Source organism: Coleofasciculus sp., from assembly GCF_046565525.1.
Classification (GTDB): domain Bacteria; phylum Cyanobacteriota; class Cyanobacteriia; order Cyanobacteriales; family Coleofasciculaceae; genus Coleofasciculus.
This window is the reverse complement of the sequence record NZ_JBKHUP010000013.1, coordinates 57469-76599: the sequence shown is the minus strand read 5'-3', so window position 1 is coordinate 76599 and position 19131 is coordinate 57469. Positions and strand designations below refer to the sequence as shown.

Sequence of the window (19131 nt, the reverse complement as noted above, 5' to 3'; positions counted from 1 at the left end):
TAGGAAAAGAGTTGCTCAAACATGATTTTAATGTTCATCAAGCTGCTGATGCCGCCTTTCAGTATCTGTAAATATTACAGCGCGCAGCGCTGTATGTTTCTTCCTTAAACGAATTCACCCGTCGCAAATCTAATGTCAACGGATATTCCAGACTCAATGATAATGGTGGAATCGAAATTATTCCCGGTGTATGATCCTGAGGAATAAACCGTTCCAACATACGTGACTCCGCTTCCCGGTGGTTAACGGGAAATTTATCATAAACGATGCCATTGGGATGATTAACATGATAGCGACAGCCGCCAATTGACCGTTGAGTCCAGGTATCTACAATGTCAAATACTAATGGTGAATGAGAATTAATTGAAGGATGCAATAACGCCGCACATTCCCTGGCGCGGAAGCGTACCCCACCCACATAGTCTCCCGGTATTCCTGTAGACTTTAACGGTATCGGATACCCATTACAAGTAACCTGATAACGGGATGAAAAATTATCTCGATTGGGGGAATGTCCCATCGCTCCCCGCAGCCTTACCTGAATCCGTTCCATAGAAGAATCCACATAACGAGCCGTTCCGCCATTACCCGTTTCTTCCCCTAAAACATGCCACGGTTCGATCGCGTGTCGTAATTCTAACTCAATTCCCTCTCGGTTAATCTCCCCATAGCGCGGGAAACGGAACTCAAAAAACGGCTCAAACCACTCCCATTTAAACGGATACCCAGCCTCCTGTAACTCGCTGACTACCTGCCGCAAATCTTGACCAATGTAGTACGGTAACAGAAAGCGATCGTGCAACATCGTCCCCCAGCGAATTAAGTTCTGGGTATAGGGATGATCCCAGAACCACGCCACCAGCGCCCGAATCAGCAGCATTTGCAGTAAACTCATTCTCAGATGGGGAGGCATCGCAAACGCCCGAAACTCAAGTAAGCCCAACTGATTCCGGTAATTTTCTACCGGATAAAGCTTATCAATACAGAAGGCTGTGCGGTGGGTATTCCCTGTCACATCAACCAATAGATTGCGTAACAATCGGTCTACTAATTCCGGCGATACCTCCTCACCCGGTTTTAACGTTTGAAAGGCAATCTCTAACTCATACAAACTCTCATGTCGCGCCTCATCAACACGGGGCGACTGACTGGTTGGTCCAACAAATAACCCAGCAAACAAATAGGACAAACTGGGGTGATTTTGCCAATAACTAATCAAACTTCTTAATAAATCGGGACGCCCTAATAAAGGACTCTCTAATGGAGTTTTGCCGCCAATCGTAATATGAGCACCGCCCCCCGTACTCACTCGCCGTCCATCTAACGTATATTTTTCTGTCCCCAAACGACAAAGCCGCGCCTCTTCATACAGCGTTGTGGTAATATCAACCAATTCCTGCCAATTTCCTGCTGGATGAATATTCACCTCAATCACACCCGGATCAGGCGTAATTTGAAACCCTTCAATTCCCGCATTACCGGGAGGCGTATAGCCTTCAATTAACACCGGGGTTTTGACCTTTTCGGCTGTCTGTTCAATCGCGGTGATTAAATCTAAGAAACTTCGCGCTGAAGTCAGAGGCGGTAGAAAGATATGCAGAATTCCTTGCCGAGCTTCTACACTTAAAGCAATACGAATCGCATTATCGGGCGAATCAATAAATTCAGGACTTGGTATGGCTGGGTTAGCGTCCAAGGGTACAATTCCTTCCTGTACCAATTCCTCAGACCAATCTATGGAGTTCAGGGGTAAACGGAACCCGGCGGGGGAGTCGCCAACCAGAAGATTCAACGTCTCATCCGGGAATCGCCAATGACAGGTAGTCCAATACAATTGCTCATCTTTTAATACTGGTAATATCGGTAAAACATACCCACCGATGTCCCCTTCATTTTCATAAGCTGGAATAATACAGGTTGGATTAACACCCAGATGCTTCGCTAACGCCTGAATAAAAGACTCTCCGTGCTTTTGTGTATGACTGTAATTCTTCCCTTCCTCTGCATACCACTCTGGATTCCGCCAAATAGGAATACCATCACTGCGCCAATAGCATCCCAATGCCCAACGGGGTAAAATCTCGCCGGGATACCATTTCCCTAAACCATAATGTAATAATCCACCTCCCTTAGAAAACCGGGCTTCTAAGCGTTTGAGTAACTGTCCGGCAATTTTCCGTTTCTCATCACCGAGGGCAGCAATTTGCCATTGGGGAGATTCAAAATCGTCAATGGAAACAAAAGTGGGTTCACCTCCCATGGTTAAGCCCACACCTGCACCTTGTAGCGTTTCCTCTACAGCTTTCCCTAAGGTATCAATCTCTTGCCATTGGGTTTCCGTATAGGGTTGACTGGGGCTGGCGATGTTCTCATGGCGCGACACCGTTACAGCAAACTCCAATCGAGACTGGCAAGATTCACTGGTTCCCCTCACTGGAGACGCCGCTTCTGGGTTGGGAGTACAGACAAGGGGAATATGTCCTTCCGCCGCCAAGTAACCTGATGTGGGATCTAAACCAATCCAACCGGCACCAGGAAGATACACTTGTGCCCAAGCGTGAAAATCGGCACAATCGGCTTCGATACCTTGAGGTCCATCTATAGGGGGGTTGTCTTCTTTGAGTTGAATCAGATAACCGGAAACAAATCGCGCCGCTAAACCATAATGCCGCAAGATTTGCACCAGTAACCAGGCGGTATCGCGACAGGAACCGACTTTTTTTGTCAGGGTTTCTTCACAGGATTGAATCCCGGCTTCTAAGCGAATGGTATGAGAAATATCCTGGGCAAGCTGTTGATTAAGTGTTCCTAAAAATTCCGTAATATAGATATCAGTTTTTCGATTCGTTTCTACCCAAGCTGATAAGAGTTTTTCCGATTCGCTGATTTCTCGAAAAGGACTCAGTTCTTTTTGTAGCTGGGGATCATAGTTAAAGGGATAGCGTTCAGCATACTGTTCCACCAAGAAATTGAAGGGGTTAATGGGTTGCAGTTGGGCAATAATATCGACTTCAATAGCGAGAGTATCGGTAGGCTTAGGAAAATTCAACCGGGCTAGGCTGTTCCCGTAGGGATCATTTTGCCAGGTCAAGCTATGCTCTTGAGGCTGGATGGTTAGAGAATAACTTTGAATAGGTGTGCGACAGTGAGGTGATGGACGCAATCCTAGGGTGTGGGGACCAAGAATAACGGGGCGCTCGAAGTGATAGGCAAGCTGATGATTTAGGTTAACTTTGATGGACATTGGTCATCCTTTTGTCATTGGTCTGGAAATAGGAAATAGGAAATTGATAATTGATAATTAATAATTGATAATTTATGATTTAATGCAATTTCTGATCTGGGAGGATGTTAGTGAAAGCAGATTGTTGACAATCACCACCCTAAAAGGACGGTGATTCTTTCGTCGCAGGGATTCCAATGAATTTACCCTCGGAAAGCATCTTGACCGTGTGTCCCACGGCTGCAAGTCCACGAATACAGACTATCTGTGCTGCGGCTACATCCCGGTCGATTGTGTAGCCACATTCTGGGCATGAATGAACGCGCTGTGACAATGGTTTTTTGCCCGTTTGTGTTAAGCAATTTGGGCATATTTGCGATGTCTTTTTGGCGTCTACTTTTTGGAAATAAACACCCCGCTTAAAACAGCACTGGGGAAGAATATTAAGGAATTGACCCCAACCCGCGTCTAGACAATGCTTAGCTAGCATTCCCTTGGCTAAGGCTTTTAGGTTTAAGTCCTCAGCAAATATCATCCCCGCCCAATCACAAAGGTTATGAGCTAATTTCCAGTGATACTGTTTACGAACATTGGCAATTCGTTCATGCAGTCTACTGACCTTAGCTTGTGCCTTGCGCCAATTATTTGAACCTAGCCGTTTCCGACTAACCCTCTGTTGCAGCAATTTAAGCTGGCGTTCGAGGCGTTTAAACGGTTGCGGATTAGGAAATAATTGCCCATTAGACACAGCGACAAAATGACTTATTCCAACATCAATCCCAATGGGTTCTCCGTGGGGAAGAATCTCTGGTACAGACACATTCCACTGCAAAGTGAGCATAACGTACCAACCGGACGCACGCTTAACTACACGGGCTTGTTTAATGGTTGCGCCATCAGCTATAGGGCGCGATTGCCGGAAACGGACTAACCCAATTTTGGGTAGCTTAATTGTGTTTCCTTGGATAGGGTCTTTCCCTAACTGAGGAAACACAAAGGAATGCATTTTACCGACCTTTTTAAAGCGTGGAAACCCATGCCCACCTTCCCACATACTGACGAATGCCTGCTCTAACCGTTTAAGTGTCTGTTGTAGGACTTGTGAGTGGACTTGTTGCAGGTTTTCCCTTGTTTGGCGATAGGCAGTTAAAGCTACCGCTTGACGGTTATAGGTCGGACGGGGTACATCAGCCGGGATGATGTATTCACAGGGAAGGGAGCAAGCGTCTATCCGGCACGAACGAGAACGAAACCAATCTTTACGTTCAGCTAATGCGTAGTTGTATACACGGCGATTTTGCTCTAACCAATCTTCAAAAATGACTATTTGGTTAGAGGTTGGCTTAAGCTTGTACTCGTAGGTTAGACAGAACATTTGCATCACCTCCTTGCCGCTACTATACAGGACTTTTAGCCATCGTCACGTTATACCAATTTTCCATGATGTTGCGCCATATCCGACCCCCCTGGCGATAGCCCGGAGGGTGTATTCGTTGCATGATTACGGAAAAATGGTAGTAGAGTGTCCACTATCAGATTTAATTGAGCTGATGTCCGCAACTTGAACAAAAGCGAGCACTAGGAGTCAGGGATGAGCCGCATTGAGGGCAAAAGCGTTTGCTGCTTTGAGCCGGAGACGAAGAGGACTTCGGTGATCCCATCCGCATCTCCATATTGCCCATCCGCATTTCCATGGGGTTCATGTTCATTTGCATGTCTCCCATATTCATCGGCTTCATCGGTTCCATCGGCTTCATCGGTTCCATCGGCTGCATCGGCTGCATCGAAGGCATGGATGAAGCGGGTGTGCTATCGACTTGCTGCACTTGCATTTGTTGGGAACTACTAACAGACGGAGTTCCACTGATTACGCCCATGCTGCTTCCTTGCACTTGGATAAAATGGTCACCTTGCGCTGTCGAAATCTTTAACACCACACCGTTAGGCGTGCGGAATATCTCCGGCGGTGATGTCCAGTTTCCCGTTTGAAACCCGTTACTGGCTTGTTGCTGCTGTCCGGGACTACCACTGAAAGTGGTGACAATTGTCTGTGTTCCTTGATTATCGAGGTAAACTCTTTGGCCCGTGCCTATCTCGCATACGTAAGCCATAATAACCTCTCCCAAAAAATTCTCCTTATATCATTATTGAGGGGAAAGGCAACATTGATGAAACTTCTTAACAATTGTGTTAGATCAAGTCCAATCAGTAGGTCAGCATGGGTTAACGTCAACGGTGAGGATCGTCATTGGCTCTATGTCCTTTGTCATGGGGAAGGGTTTGAGGGAGGTTTACACAACGTAACATCGTTAAGCGGAACCTCTAGGCGTTTCTGGGGAACTGCCCCGTGTAATGCCACAGTTGAGATGGTGCGATCGGCGAAAATTGGCTTCTGGGTTCCCAGCATTTCCAGAATCATCTGGAAGTTTTTGGCATCTAAATCAACGGTGCGTTCTTGCTCACCATCTGCATAGGTAAACCAAAAGTGACCTTTGTTTTCCAGAGATTTCCACAATGCCTGATAGCTGGTAATTCGTTTCATCCCACCTTCCCCATCTTCCCCACCTCCCCCATCTTGCCTATATCTGTTCCAATTACGCCCAGGCTCCAGTCTGGATATCGTTATCGGGCCAATGTACGGCAACAGCCGATGTGGAGTGATCGCCGAAAATCGGCTTATCTGTATCTAAAATATCGAGCATGATTCGGAAATTGTCTGCATCTAAATCTTCCGTGCGTTCTCTATCGCCATCAAAATAGGTAAACCAAAAGTGACCTTTATTGTCTAGGGGTCTCCACAGTGCCTGATAACTGGTAATCCGTCTCATTTGCATTTCGGGTTTTTTCATATCTGGCTGACTTTGAGTGCTTCTACTTTCCATCGTTGACAGATGCCCCTGTTGCATGTTGGTTCTAAGTGTGTACTTATGTTTCGATTTTACGCTAAAGTACAATGAAACGGAATCACCTAAATCTACTGGTTTAAATTTTGGGGCTTGAGTTTATACTTTGCTCTCGCTCCAGAAGCTGTTGCTCCATTTTATGCTTGTAGAGCGCTACTTCAATCGTGGTCGCTAAATCTTTGGATTCAAAGGGCTTGAGCAAGTAACCATAAGGTTCTGTGAATTTAGCTCGCTCCAGAGTCTCCTCATCATTATAGGCACTCAAATATACTATTGGTAGTTGGAACTGTTGGCGCATTTGAGCAGCCGCTTCAATTCCATCCATCTCGCCTTTGAGCTGGATATCCATCAGCACTAAGTCTGGAGGGTTTTGCCGGATTCTAGTAAGCGCAACTTCGGCGGATATCACATTGGCGGTTATGATATATCCGAGGGCTTCTAGTCGATTTTGAATACTGAGAGCGACAACCCTCTCATCTTCAATGACTAAAATTTTGGCTTTGATCATTTGTTTAGTTGAAAATACAAAATGATGCGTCCTAACCGCTATGGCGATTGCTATAATTACAACTTCCAATGGGAAAAGTAATATTAACTTCTGTTCCCTTTTCCAGGTTAAAGCTTAGATCACCCTCCAATTGTTCAGTCAGAACATTAATGAGTTGTAATCCTAATGATTTAGGTTTAGCAAATTCAAGGTTTGGTGGAAATCCTACGCCATTATCTTTGACCGTTAGGTGACATCGATCACCAGATTCTGCGGTAAGAAATACCTCAATCGTCCCTTCTCTGTCATCCGGAAACGCATATTTGAGAGCGTTGGAGACTAATTCACTAATAATCAAACCACAGGGAATGGCTGTATCAATGGTTAAGTTAACCTCATGGATATAAAATTCTAAATTCACTTGTTTGGATTCGACAATATAAATTTGAAACAAATAACTGGTCAGATTCTCTATGTACTCGGCAAAGTTAATCCGGGCAAAATCTTGAGATTGATATAATTTTTCATGAACCAGCGCCATTGACTTAACCCGATTCTGACTTTCCTGGAATAACTCCACTGTCGTTGGATCGGTAATGTACTGAGATTGTAAATCCAACAGACTCGAAATCACCTGCAAATTATTTTTAACTCGATGGTGAATTTCCTGAAGCAAGACTTCTTTTTCTCGCAGAGAGGCTTGAATTTGGATTTCAGCTTGCTTGCGCTCCGTGATATCCAGATTAATTCCCATCACCCGTACAGGCTGACCCGCTTCATCGTAAAATACCTGAGATTTGCTTTCCACCCAACGCAGGTTATCCTCGTTTCTGAGAATGCGAAATTCAATATCATAGCAATCTTCCTGCTGATCAATCGCTCGTCGATCCGCCTGGTTGACGCGATCGCGATCTTCGGGATGAACCATTTCCAGGAACGTTTCGTAGCTAATCTGCGTAGTTTTGGCGTCTAACCCATACAGGTGTTGCAGATGATAGGAACAGGTAATTTGTTCCGTCTCCAGATTTCTATCCCAGAATCCCATACGAGCCGCATCTAGGGCTAAACGTAATTGCTCTTCACGTTGGCGTAGCTGTTCTTCGGCGAGCTTACGTTCTGTCACATCCAGATTTAGTCCAATTGTCCAGATAGGCTGACCTGTTTTGTCATAAATAATCTGACCTTTGCTTTGAATCCAACGCACAATCTGATCGGGCCAAATAATCCGGTATTCAATATCATAATCCTCCCCCGTTTTAATTGCATTTTGCATATTTTTTTTAACCAGTTCTTTATCTTCTGGGTGAACCTTTTCTAAAAAATTTTCGTAGGGAATTTCTGGACTATCAAATGCCAATCCATAGAGTTGTTCGAGGCGATGAGACCAAGTAATGGTTCCGGTTTGCAAATTCCAATCCCACTTTGCCATCTGTGCAGCATCTAGGGCAAGACGTAAGCGGGCTTCACTTTGCTGTAAGAGTTCCTCTGCTAGTTTACGGGCAGTGATATCTGTACTCACACCGAGAACTTGATTTACCTGTCCATCTGGAGAAACTAAGGGAGTTTTAATGGTTTGATACCACCGCATTTCACCCCTGTGATTCCAGGAAAATTCTTCGGGAATTAACTTCGGCTGTAAGGTCGTCAATATCTCTTGGTCTTCAGCGAGGAAGCGTTCTACATCTGCCGCGTTATTATGGAGTTTTGCTGTTGTTTTTCCCAGCAATTCCTCTACCGGAATACCCCAATGCTCGGCAAACATGCGATTTGCTAAGATATAATTTCCCATTTTGTCTTTAACATGAATTAAATTCGGATTTGTGTCAATAATTGTTTGCAAAAAATCTTTTTGATTTTGTAATTCTTGCTGAGATTTTTGACTTTGAGTGACATCAATTCCCACACAAACAATATTTGTTCCTTGCTGGTATTTTTGAGCAGCAATCAGGTGGTATCTACGGGAACCCTTAATATTAATTTCAAGAATATTTTGGTCAGTTTGAGCCGAACTCTCTATAAACTGCTCGATATAGCTGACAAAGGTCGGATTATTGTTGAGAAAGCCGAGGGGTTGACCGACAAAATTTATCGGCGACAGGTTGAACATGTCTGCCAAATACTGATTAACTCCCAGGTATTGTCCTTGGCGATTCATCCAGGAGACGCACCCTGGCACCGCATCCAAAACCGCTTGCAGTTGCTCCTTGGCTTGTTGTAATTGTATCTCTATCGTCTGACGGTGAGTAATTTCTTGCTGGAGGCGGATATTCGCTTGTTCTAATTCGGCGGTTCGTTCGCTAACTCGTTGTTCCAATTGGAGATGAGCCTGTTGCAGGAGAAATTCAGCTTGTTTGCGATCGCTAATATCTTGAATCAGAGCAATCGTGTACTCCGAGAAGCCATTAGCGCCACGAACAGCTGACACCGACACATTTACCCAAACCAGATGACCTTGCTTGTGAATATAGCGTTTTTCGGCGTTCAGGTGAGTAATTTCCCCAGTGATCAGTTTCTGTAAGTTTTGATAGCACTCTGTCAGATCATCGGCATGGATAAACAGATGGAATGATTTATTTAATAATTGATCAGCGCTGTAGCCGAGTAGATCTTGCAGCGCCCAATTAGTATGCATGACCCGCCCTTGAGCATTCGCGATCGCCATCCCAATCGGCGCCAACTCAAATACGGTGCGGAAACGCGCTTCACTGTCACGCACAGCTTGTTGAGCCTGCTGAATTTCGGTAATATCGCGGCAAACGCTGAGGACGAATTCGACGGAACCATCCGGGGCAAATTCGGGCACCAGACGCGATTGGTAATACCGTTGTCCATGGGGGGTCAAGAAACTGAATTCACTCTCATTTTCCTCACCCTTGTGGAACACAGTTTGTAAGGATTCCTCCCATACTGGGATAACAGATTCTGGTAATCCTAATTCCCGGTGGGTTTTCCCCAGAAAGTCCTGATAGGGTATACCTGTTTCCTGTTCAATGACTGGATTGACGTAGACATGACGCAGATTGCGATCAAAGCGAGCGACGATATCCGGAGAATGATCCAGTAGGACTCGAAATTCCTGTTCCCGTTGATTGAGCGTGTCTGCAATCTGTTTGTCTTCGGTAATATCTTCGGTAATCGTGGCGAGGAGAACTTGAGGAACACCTGTTTGGCTTTCCCCCCAGGGATTAGGGATAATAAAAGAGCGCGATCGCACCCATCGGATTGAGCCATCATATTTGACAATTCGATACTCTTGCGGCACTTCACTCGCGGGTTGTTGAGTCCAAGCCGCCGCCACTCGCTCTCGATCCCTGGGCTCAATCCCATTGAGGATACACTGTAGATACCCTCCCGGATGAGTCAATAATTGTTCAGGAGTGTGACCCCATATCTGCTCAGCCGCCCCATTGACATATAATAACTGATGCCGATTCACCGAGGTCAACCAAAAGACATCCGCAAAAGGTTCTGTCATCCCACTGTATCCTTAATCTGGCTATAAAAATTGTAAAGACAACCCGGTTGGTTGTCTTCGACCGCGCTATAAAAAAATACGATTTTACGGAATCAGTTTCGGAATTGTCAAACAATTGTCAACAGGGGGACAGGGGCGGGTTTAACAGAGCAAAGTTTTGTCGATGTCCGATAACTTTACTCACACCCGCCCTTGTTGGGGGTAGCAACTTGGTTTGAGTGACATCCTCCCACACCATAATCTTTGATTTGGTGTGGGCTTCCAACATCGCTGTTAGACATTGCTGCCCTGCGCCACTTATCTAGGACCCATGCCCCCCAATCCCCCACCGCAAGTTAAAGCAAGCTTTTGTCTTTGCTGTACCCCTACCCAAGATAGATTTTGTCCAGGATGTTCTACCGCTACTTACCCTTGGGCTGCCATGGACAGGATTAGGTCAATCATGCGATTAGAATAGCCCCACTCGTTGTCATACCAAGCCACGACTTTGAAGAAGTTGGAGTTGAGTTCCATACCTGCTCCAGCATCAAAGATGCTAGAACGGGGATCGGTGGTGAAGTCTGTGGAAACAACGGAGTCGTCCGTATATCCCAGAATCCCTTTTAGTTCCCCTTCCGAGGCTTTCTTCATCGCGTCACAGATTTCTTGATAGCTGGTGGCTTTGTCGGTACGGAAGGTGAGGTCAACTACCGAGACATCGGGAGTCGGTACACGGAATGCCATGCCGGTAAGTTTGCCTTTGAGTTCGGGTAGAACCAAAGTGACGGCTTTGGCTGCACCTGTAGAGGCGGGGATAATGTTTTGAGTCGCACTGCGTCCACCCCGCAAGTCTTTCTTACTCGGTCCGTCTACAGTGGGTTGGGTTGCGGTCATGGCGTGAACGGTGGTCATCAAACCTTCTGCCAAACCGAAGTTGTCTTGAATGACTTTGGCAATGGGAGCGAGGCAGTTTGTGGTGCAACTGGCGTTGGATACGACAGTATGCTTGTCGGGATCGTAGCTTTTGTGATTCACACCCATCAAGAGGGTGGGGACTTTTTCGGGGTCTTTTTCTTTAGTGGGAGCTGAGATGACGACTCGCTTCGCCCCTGCGGTGAGGTGCTTGGATGCACCAGCATAATCGGTAAATAGACCCGTGGACTCAACCACATACTCAGCGCCATATTTACCCCACGGTAGTTCTTCTGGATTCTTGATTGAGACGCAGGGGATTACCTTATCGTTGACGACAATGGCGTCGGGTTTGGCTTCTACCTTACCGTTGAAACGACCATGGGTTGAGTCGTACTTTAACAAATAGGCGATACTCTCTGGCGGAACTAGGTCGTTAATGCAGCAAAACTCGATATTGGGGTTTGCTAGTCCAGCCCGGAAAACTAGGCGTCCGATGCGACCAAATCCATTAATGCCGACTTTGATAGGTGCCATGAAATTCTCCTTTTGGTTAATTTTTACTGAGTATGCCGATGAAAGCCATGGGGTACAGCTTCAAAGGGGAGCATACTAATATCAGCTAATGTCAGCGTTCTCAGCAGCATTCGTCTGACATGACATTAGCTGTACCCGCGTCTTCTTTAGGTTTTCTTTAGAATGCTCCCTAATTAACGGTTAGCTATCCCTTACTGTTTATAGACGGATTGTCAGTTCTTTTCAAGCTTGCAGGTTTCGGCAAGATTCGTCAATTGGTTTTTGGAGAATCATTGTCCAGGACTTTGAACCTAAATTTGCTACAACTGATACTGAAAATTTAGTCAAGCTGATCAGGTATAGACGGATGTTGCCTGTGTCTATCTCTACGATTGAAAAACTTGATTGATGAGCTTGCCCTGAGCCGTTGAGTAGCTCCATTATCCTTCTGGAAGAGAGTTATCTACCGACTTACTCTCTGGGGAACGGGAATCTGGATGATGGATAAAACTCCATATTATAACAAATAATCCTGATGGATAAAGTTAAGAGATTTTGGCTGGTGGGCAATGCCCACCCTACGGTATAGTAAGGAATTTTGTCAGACTCCTTACTTTAAAAGATGAAATCAATATGAATGAAAAATGAACAGATATGGAAAATAGCTTCTGAATTGAATCTCTGAGAATACTCGATAAAAAAAATAAATTATGCTATCTTAAAAAATAATGAAAGGGAGTAGCTCCTGGTCAAATATTACCAGGACACCTGAATCAACATACTGGCGATGAGCCTGGTTCAGGTGACAAGGGACTGAAGTGTAATGTCAGTTAAATCTCCAGAATCACGAGCTGCACTTTTTTCTAGTCCCTTGGTAGCGAGACTTTCACTAAGTTCACAAGTTGATGTGAGCTTGGTGAGGTCTGCCTTTTCTCATCAAGCTCTATCAGCGGTATATTAGTTAAGGAGCTTGAGAGAATGTTAGCCGCATTTACCGCCGGATTATTACTGATTACGATTTCTGAGTTAGGGGATAAGACGTTTTTTATCGGCGTAATCTTGTCCATGCGCCATTCGCGGCGGCTGGTCTTTTTAGGAGTCCTAGGGGCGTTAGCCGCGATGACACTACTATCCGTGTTATTGGGACAGGTGGTGTCGTTGCTCCCTCAATATTATATTCATTATGGGGAAATTGCTTTATTTTTAGGATTTGGCTTTAAGCTGTTGTATGATGCCAGTCAAATGCCAGCTCAAGCTGAAAATACAGGGGCAAAGGAAGCGGCGATGGAAGTCGCCAAGCAGAATCCGGATGGCGCGATCGCACGTTCAGCAAAAGATAAGTCACGTTCTGCCAATCTCGCTATTGTACTGCAAGCCTTTACCATGACCTTTCTGGCGGAGTGGGGCGATCGCACCCAAATTAGCACCATCGCCTTAGCCGCCTCCTATCAACCGATTGGCGTTACTTTAGGGGCAATTTTAGGTCATGGGATTTGCACGGCGATTGCGGTAATCGGTGGACGATTAATTGCAGGACGAATTTCTGAACGTTGGGTGACGGCGTTAGGGGGAGTGTTATTTTTGATTTTCGGCGCAGTAGCAATCTTAGAAGGAAGTCTCCCCAGTGTAGATATACTACAGCAAGGCTAAAGCCTTATCCCATAATCGTTTTAGCGATCACCATCTCAAAAGCGGCTTTCTACGTCATAGATATAGAGAAAAACGTATTGAGCCCAGAAAGATGTGAGTAAGCCATAGGCTCTTAAGGGGGCTGGGGAGTTAGGCTTTTCCACGTTTCCAACAAGAACTATTTTAGCTGTATCACGCCAGTCCTCAGCGCTCCACTGGCTTATGGCGCTCGCATCGCAACTACGAACAGTAATCAAAACAGTATGCTGAAAAAGGAATAGTACACCTTTATCCCAAAACGGTCACTAATGCGACCTTCCATTCGACTTTATGACTTAATCACTCATAGCTTATTAGTTTAGCATCCCTATGGCATCCGCTCCTCATCTCCCTAACCAACCTTGGTGCTTCCACTCTCCCCAACTGAACGATATCCTCGATCGCCAGCCGGTTACAGTGACGCTGGATACCCCGGTGGTTGAGGTTTTGGCGCGAATGAGTCAGGTGCAGGGATGTTCCTGTTCCCAGGATAAAGATCAGACGCCAGAACCCTCTGAGAATCCCTTACTGTTTCTCTCCACTAGCTGTGTGTTAGTCATCCAAGGATCACAGCTTATGGGTATCTTTACTGAACGGGATGTGGTGCGCTTAACTGCACAAGGGCGAAATTTGGCGGGGGTGAGTATTCGCCAGGTAATGAGTCCCCCGGATTATCGCCTCAAGTCGAGCGAGTTTCGAGATGTTTTTAGTGTCCTAGGTATTCTCAAACAATACCAGATTCGTCATCTACCTGTGGTGGATGATCAGGAACAGTTGCTAGGTTTAATTACGCTTTCCACCCTGCGTTCAGTCATTGAACCATCTCATCTGCTCAAACTACGAACGGTAGATGAGGTGATGAATACTACCGTAATTCAAGCAACCGTCGATACCTCAGTTCTCAAACTGGCACAGTTGATGGCACGACATCGAGTCAGTTGTGTGGTCATTTGTCAAGAGATTTCGGGAAAAAATCAACAAAAACCTGTAGGAATTGTCACGGAACGGGATATTGTCCAGTTTCAGGTATTGGGTGTCAATCTAAGTGGATTAAAGGCAAATGATGTCATGAGTCAACCCCTATTTTGCCTGCGTTCCACAGATAATCTTTGGCACGCCAATCAGGAAATGCAGCGTCGCTATGTACGGCGATTAGTCGTCACGGGTGACGAGGAGGAATTGTTGGGAATTGTCACCCAAACTCGGTTGCTGCAAGTTCTTGATCCGATGGAAATGTATGGCGTGATTGACCAATTACAGCAAGTCATCGGTCAGTTAGAAGCGGAAAAAATTGACTTATTAGAAAGTCGCAATACCCAGCTAGAAGAATTAGTCCAATCCCGCACTGAACAGTTACAAAAACAGGCAGAACGGGAACATATTTTACGTTCCATTGCCCAACGGATTCGCTGCTTCCTGAAACTGCCGGATATCTTCCAAGCCACGGTTCAGGAAGTGCGGCAATTACTCCATTGCGATCGCGTCTTGGTTTATCAGTTCACTGAGGATTGGAGTGGAGAGATTGTCGCTGAATCGGTGGGTGATTTCCCCCCAGTTATCGGCTCACAAATTCGCGATAGTTACTTCCAAGAAACCAAGGGGGCTGACTATCTGAATGGGCGGCGTCAGGTGGCGAATAATATCTATCATCAAGGGTTAAATCCCTGCCATTTAGAATTACTCGAACAGTTTCAAGTCAAAGCTATTCTCACCGTACCCATTATTATTAACGAACAACTCTGGGGCTTATTAGTCGCCCATCACTGTGCTGCCCCCCATCAATGGCAACCCGAGGAATTGGACTTATTAGAACAACTCAGCATTCAAATCGCGATCGCGATTCAACAAGCGAATGCTTTTGCCCAATTGCAAACGGAACTCGCTGAACGACAAAAGGCAGAAAAATTGGCAAAGGCGACTCAAGAACGACTGCATTATTTACTCTCCGCGAGTCCCACAGCAATTTATAGTCGCCAGTTTATTCCTCCCTATCCAACCACATTTATTAGTGATAATATTACTGCTCTGATTGGCTATACACCAGCGGAAATCTTGGAACAAGCCGATTTTTGGTTAAATCATATTCATCCCCAAGACTTACCCACCGCCCTCACCGGATTTGCTCAACTTTTTCAGCAAGGCTATTCGATTCAAGAATATCGATTTAAACAGAAAAATGGAGAGTATATTTGGCTACAAGATGATTGGAAATTAATTCGCAATGAACAAGGAATCCCCCAAGAAATAATTGGTGCATGGCTGGATATTTCCCATCGGGTTCAGGCGCAGGAAAAAGCCCAAACCAGTGAAAAACTGTTAGAGTTATTTTATGAATCTGCCCCAGTAGGCTTATGTATTACCGATGAACAATGGCAACTGGTTCGGGTGAATCCTGCCTTTTGCCAACTATTTGCCTATCCGTATGATTATTTATTAGGACGCCCCTTAACCGAATTCCTTAACCCTAACCATTCCGGGGAATGGCAGGTACGGCGTCATGATGGTAAATTAATTGATATTCAGGTTACCACTGGACCAATCATGCAGCAAGGGGAACGCTGTTTGCGGGTAACCACGGTTACGGATATCACGGAACGAAAAAAAGCCGAACAAGCGATTCAATCTATGGCGGGACAGTTGTCTACAGTGATTGATACCGTAGGCGAAGGAATTACCCTGAGTAATAGTCAGGGAAAATTCCGCATCTTTAATCATCAAATGCAGCAAATTACCGGATATACACGCCAGGAGGCGAATCGTTGTGATGATTTTCTCCTCCAACTTTATCCTGATCCGGTTCTCTATCAGCAAGTGAAGCAATGGCAAAAAAATTCCAATCGCAGACGCAAACTGCGAAATATTGAAACCACGTTTGTAGATAAAATAGGCAGACAGAAAACCCTGTTAGTATCGAATTCAATTATTTACCAAGATAATCAAATTTTCTTTTTAAGTGCCTATCGAGATATTAGCGATCGCAAACAAGCCGAAGAATCACTGAAACACTTGAATGAAGCCCTAGAAAGGCGGGTGCAAGAACGGACAACGGCGTTAGAACAGACGGTGGAACAACTGCACCGAGAAATTAATGAACGCCATCAAACGGAATTAGCCCTACAAGACTCTCATCGCAAGATTAATAATATATTAGAAAGTATTACTGAAGGCTTTTTTGCCCTGGATCAAAATTGGCGATTTACCCACTTTAACTCCCTCTTAGCCCCCTTAATTAATCGTCCCGTACCCGACATGATTGGTAGATGTATCTGGGATGAATTTCCTGACGCCATCGGAACGAAATTTGAAGATGTCTATCGCCAAGCGGCGCGGGAACAAAAACCGATGGCGTTTGAGGAGTTGTATGCACCCCATAATATCTGGTTTGAAGTGCGGGTATATCCCTCGGAGGAAGGGTTATCCGTCTATTTTCGGGATATTAGCGATCGCAAACAAGCAGAATTGGCGCTGCAAGAAAGTCAGCGATTTATCCAACGGATTGCGGATACGAACCCGAATGTGTTATATATTTATGATCTAGTAGAACAACGAAATATCTACATTAACCGTTCCGTTGCTCAAATTTTGGGCTATAGCCCAGAAGAAATTCAGCAGATGGAATCTAGATTATTTCCCTCTCTGATGCATCCCGATGATTTAGCTTTAATGTCACTCAAGCAACAACGCTTTGATCAGGCGAAAGATGGGGATATTATTGAATGTGAGTATCGGATGCGCCATGCAAATGGTCAATGGCGTTGGTTATATAGTTGGGATACCATTTTTACTCGCACATCTGAGGGGAAACCGAAACAGATTCTGGGTACGGCGTCAGATATTACGTCGCGCAAACAGGCTGAAGAAACTCTGCGTCAACAGGTTGAACGGGAACGATTAATCAGTGCGATGTCTCAACGCATTCGTCAATCCCTAGACTTGGAGACAATTCTCACTACAACGGTTAAAGAAGTCCAACAATTACTGATGGCTGACCGAGTATTAGTGTATCAGCTTTTTGAGGATAATCGGGGACGGGCGATTGCGGAAGGGGTAGCGTCAGGATTTCCCCAGTTATTGAATATTATTTTTTCGGCGGAAGCCTTTCCCAGAAGCTGTTATCACAATTATGTTCAGGGGAAAGTGTATACTTTAGCCGATCGCGATCGCGAGGATGTTTTACCCTGTATGGTAGACTTCATGGGGGAGTACGCAATCCGGGCAAAACTGGTTGTCCCCATTGTCCAACAGGATATCCTCTGGGGATTACTAATCGTGCATCAATGTTCCCATCCGCGAGAGTGGAAAACCTGGGAAATTGAGTTACTCCTATCCCTAGCCACCCAACTCGCGATCGCGATTAAACAGTCTCAATTATACGAGCAATTGCGCCACAATAATGATATCTTGGCGACAACAAATGCGGAACTCGCCCACGCCACCCAGTTAAAAGACGAGTTTCTGGCAAATATGAGTCATGAATTGCGAACGCCTCTAAATGCGATTCTGGGTTTATCTGAAAGCTTACAAGAAGAAGTTTATGGGGAGATTACCGACAAGCAGCGCAAATCTCTCGCCACGATTGAAAAAAGTGGTAGACATTTACTGGAGTTAATTAATGATATTCTCGATTTAGCCAAGATTGAATCGGGGAAGTTGGAGTTAAACCTGACATCCGTCAGTATTACCCAACTGTGTGATGCGAGTTTAACCTTGATTAAACCTCTCGCTTTGGATAAAAATATTACGTTGACGGCTAATATTGCCGAAGGATTAGGGACGATTCTGGGCGATGAACGACGCTTACAGCAAGTCTTAATTAACTTATTAAGTAATGCGGTGAAATTTACCCCAGAGGGGGGACGGGTTACGGTAGAAATTCATCAAGATACGGAATGTAGAGACGTAGCCGGCTACGCCTCTACATCCCCAGGAGATATTCTCTGTATCAGTGTTAGTGATACCGGAATAGGTATTGCTAAAGAACATCTAGAGAAACTCTTTCAATCCTTCGTCCAAATTGATAGCAGTTTATCCCGGCGTCATCAGGGAACCGGGTTAGGATTGGCGTTAGTCCGGCGAATTGTGGAATTACATGGGGGATGGGTAACAGTAGACAGTGAACTCGGAAAAGGAAGTTGTTTTACCGTGAGACTTCCTTGGCGTTCTCATTCAGCAAATCATCCCATCAGTTCCCCAGAGGAAAAGGCGACGTTTGGGTGTAGTTTATCAGACATTGAAGACACTAATTTGCCGCGAACGACTCCCTTAATTTTATTAGCTGAAGACAACGAAGCCAACACCCAAACCTTATCCGATTACTTACAGGGAATCGGCTATGAAATGATCATAGCAAAAGATGGCAAAGAAGCCGTACAACTCAGCCAACGGCGGAAGCCTGATCTGATTTTAATGGACATTCAGATGCCAGAACTCGATGGGTTAAGCGCCACCCAACAGATTCGCGCCAACCCCCGCACTGCTAACATTCCAATTATTGCGATAACGGCGCTGGCGATGTCAGGCGATCGCGAAAAATGTTTAGCCGCTGGTGTATCCTATTATATGACCAAACCTGTGAATTTGAAGAAACTAGCAACGATTATTAATGCGTTACTCAATGGATAAGTTTAGATAAACTATGAATTAGAAAATGTTCCACCCTACACCATCTAACTTGGTAGGTTACTGGGAAAATGAAACCGCGCCTGGGAGGTTGTTGGAAAAGTCGCTATGGCTTCGTTGATGCATTTTTTATCCCAATCCCAACCCACTGGTTAACCACTTTGTCCCAAGTTAGTCCCAAGTTAGTCCTTGATATACTGAGAAAAAGATTGTGCGATCGCGCTTGGGTGCTGGTCTATGGGTGGTGAAGGGATTGTGATAGTGTTATCCTCGTCAACGGGATGCGATCGCACGGGTATTTTAACCCGCGCAGGCGGGTTTTGTTCGTGTAGCTGCGGTTTCTAACCGC

At 45.3% G+C, this 19131-nt stretch carries 11 protein-coding genes; 3 read left to right on the top strand and 8 right to left on the bottom strand.

The features are described from left to right. Positions 1-58: 58 nt before the first annotated feature. From ACLGGO_RS06950 to gap, 8 genes are all read right to left on the bottom strand, one after another. Entirely contained in the window at positions 59-3244 is a 3186-nt protein-coding gene (locus tag ACLGGO_RS06950) for a transglutaminase family protein (RefSeq protein ID WP_446418756.1), read from the bottom strand. Between the two features lie 139 nt (positions 3245-3383). Beyond that, the gene (locus tag ACLGGO_RS06945; protein WP_446418755.1) at positions 3384-4598 is read right to left on the bottom strand and encodes an RNA-guided endonuclease InsQ/TnpB family protein; all 1215 of its coding nucleotides are present in this window, start codon (positions 4596-4598) and stop codon (positions 3384-3386) included. A 163-nt stretch (positions 4599-4761) separates the two neighbouring features. After that, positions 4762-5334: a zinc-ribbon domain-containing protein gene (locus ACLGGO_RS06940; protein ID WP_446418754.1), complete on the bottom strand. Its 573-nt coding sequence runs from the start codon at positions 5332-5334 to the stop codon at positions 4762-4764. Positions 5335-5489: 155 nt separating this feature from the next. Further along, the gene (locus ACLGGO_RS06935) at positions 5490-5765 is read right to left on the bottom strand and encodes a hypothetical protein (protein WP_446418753.1); all 276 of its coding nucleotides are present in this window, start codon (positions 5763-5765) and stop codon (positions 5490-5492) included. A gap of 52 nt (positions 5766-5817) precedes the next feature. Then, positions 5818-6105: a hypothetical protein gene (locus ACLGGO_RS06930; protein WP_446339390.1), complete on the bottom strand. Its 288-nt coding sequence runs from the start codon at positions 6103-6105 to the stop codon at positions 5818-5820. A gap of 100 nt (positions 6106-6205) precedes the next feature. Then, positions 6206-6634, bottom strand: coding sequence for a response regulator (locus tag ACLGGO_RS06925; protein WP_446418752.1), 429 nt, complete (start codon positions 6632-6634; stop codon positions 6206-6208). A gap of 31 nt (positions 6635-6665) precedes the next feature. After that, positions 6666-10088 (bottom strand): PAS domain S-box protein, encoded by a 3423-nt coding sequence (locus ACLGGO_RS06920; RefSeq protein WP_446418751.1) that lies wholly within the window; start codon positions 10086-10088, stop codon positions 6666-6668. 405 nt (positions 10089-10493) lie between these two features. After that, a complete protein-coding gene (gene gap / locus ACLGGO_RS06915; protein ID WP_446339387.1) occupies positions 10494-11516 on the bottom strand; it encodes a type I glyceraldehyde-3-phosphate dehydrogenase in 1023 nt (340 codons plus the stop codon). A gap of 957 nt (positions 11517-12473) precedes the next feature. Here gap and ACLGGO_RS06910 point away from each other — a divergent pair. The 3 genes from ACLGGO_RS06910 (at position 12474) to ACLGGO_RS06900 (ending at position 19030) form a co-directional block, all read left to right on the top strand. Then, positions 12474-13145, top strand: coding sequence for a TMEM165/GDT1 family protein (locus tag ACLGGO_RS06910; protein WP_446339386.1), 672 nt, complete (start codon positions 12474-12476; stop codon positions 13143-13145). Positions 13146-13493: 348 nt separating this feature from the next. After that, positions 13494-18785 carry a PAS domain S-box protein gene (locus tag ACLGGO_RS06905; protein ID WP_446418750.1) on the top strand — a complete coding sequence of 1764 codons (5292 nt, stop codon included), beginning with the start codon at positions 13494-13496 and terminating at the stop codon, positions 18783-18785. Between the two features lie 68 nt (positions 18786-18853). Then, positions 18854-19030 carry a hypothetical protein gene (locus tag ACLGGO_RS06900; protein ID WP_446418749.1) on the top strand — a complete coding sequence of 59 codons (177 nt, stop codon included), beginning with the start codon at positions 18854-18856 and terminating at the stop codon, positions 19028-19030. Positions 19031-19131: the final 101 nt, after the last annotated feature.